Here is a 1,032-nt window from a genome sequence, read left to right as displayed (position 1 = left end):
GCCGCTCTCAACGGATTCGAAAACAAGCTCTACAACGACAGAAAAGAAAACGGAGCCTATATAGTCACCCAGCCGATCAAGAAAATGAAGAAAACGGATCGGGAATGGGCTCTCGACAGAAGAGGGTGGAGGATACTCGGATCAGAAAAGATCTATGATCTGGACCAGCTTGGAGAAACAGTATTCATTCATGGACACGAGATTCCCGCAAAAAAAGTCACCTTCTATAAAGACCGATGGATCAAGACGATCAAGAAATCGCACGATTCCGGGAAAAAGGAAGAACTTGAAGAACACATTATTGTTTCATACAGCACAAAATACCGAAATTATCAAAGAAGGATCCGGGAAAAGAAGCTCGAGCGGGCGGAAGCCATGCTCAAAAATCCGGGAAAGATCACGAAAACAACAGACCAGAGAAATCCAAGATATTATATTCATCCGATCGAGAAAGACGGAAACAGCACTCCGGAATATGAACTCGATACCCAGCGGATTGCCGAGGATATGCGTTATGACGGATTCTATGCAGTGACAACCGATCTGAAAGACGAAGATATAGAACTCATCATCCAGGCCAATCATCAGCGCTGGGAGATCGAAGAGTGCTTCCGGATCATGAAGAGCGAATTGGAAGTGCGCCCAATCTTTGTAAGCCGCAGAGAAGCAATAGAAGGCCATCTGCTGACCTGCTTTATCGCGCTGGTCGTTTATAGAATCCTGGAACAGTATCTGGAAAACAAATACACGATCAAAGAAATTATAGAAACGCTGAAGAACATGAATGCAGGAAGATTGAAAGGAGCAGTATACCGACCGACCTTGACAAGAACAGAATTGACAGACGAACTGGCCAAAATATTCGAGTATCAATTCGCTTATGAGGTAATAGAAGAAAAAGACCTGAACAAAATCGTCAAAAATGCCAACGGGAAAAATGTGGCGAAATTCATAAAAGAAAGAAAAGGCGTCTAAACCCTTTAAATAAAGGAGATAGGCGCCTTTCGCACTGTTAAAACTGTAAAAGATGGG

At 43.3% G+C, this 1,032-nt stretch carries 1 protein-coding gene; it reads left to right on the top strand.

Annotated elements, in window-relative coordinates; all coding sequences use genetic code 11:
* The coding region (locus tag BO225_RS07470) for an IS1634 family transposase (RefSeq protein WP_143356795.1) at positions 1 to 975 on the top strand (975 nt) is incomplete at its 5' end.
* Positions 976 to 1,032: the final 57 nt, after the last annotated feature.

This window comes from Dubosiella newyorkensis (assembly GCF_001945605.1).
In the GTDB taxonomy this organism is placed as follows: Bacteria; Bacillota_I; Bacilli_A; order Erysipelotrichales; family Erysipelotrichaceae; genus Dubosiella; species Dubosiella newyorkensis.
The sequence above is the reverse complement of the archived record's forward strand: the minus strand, read 5'-3'. Positions and strand labels throughout refer to the sequence as shown.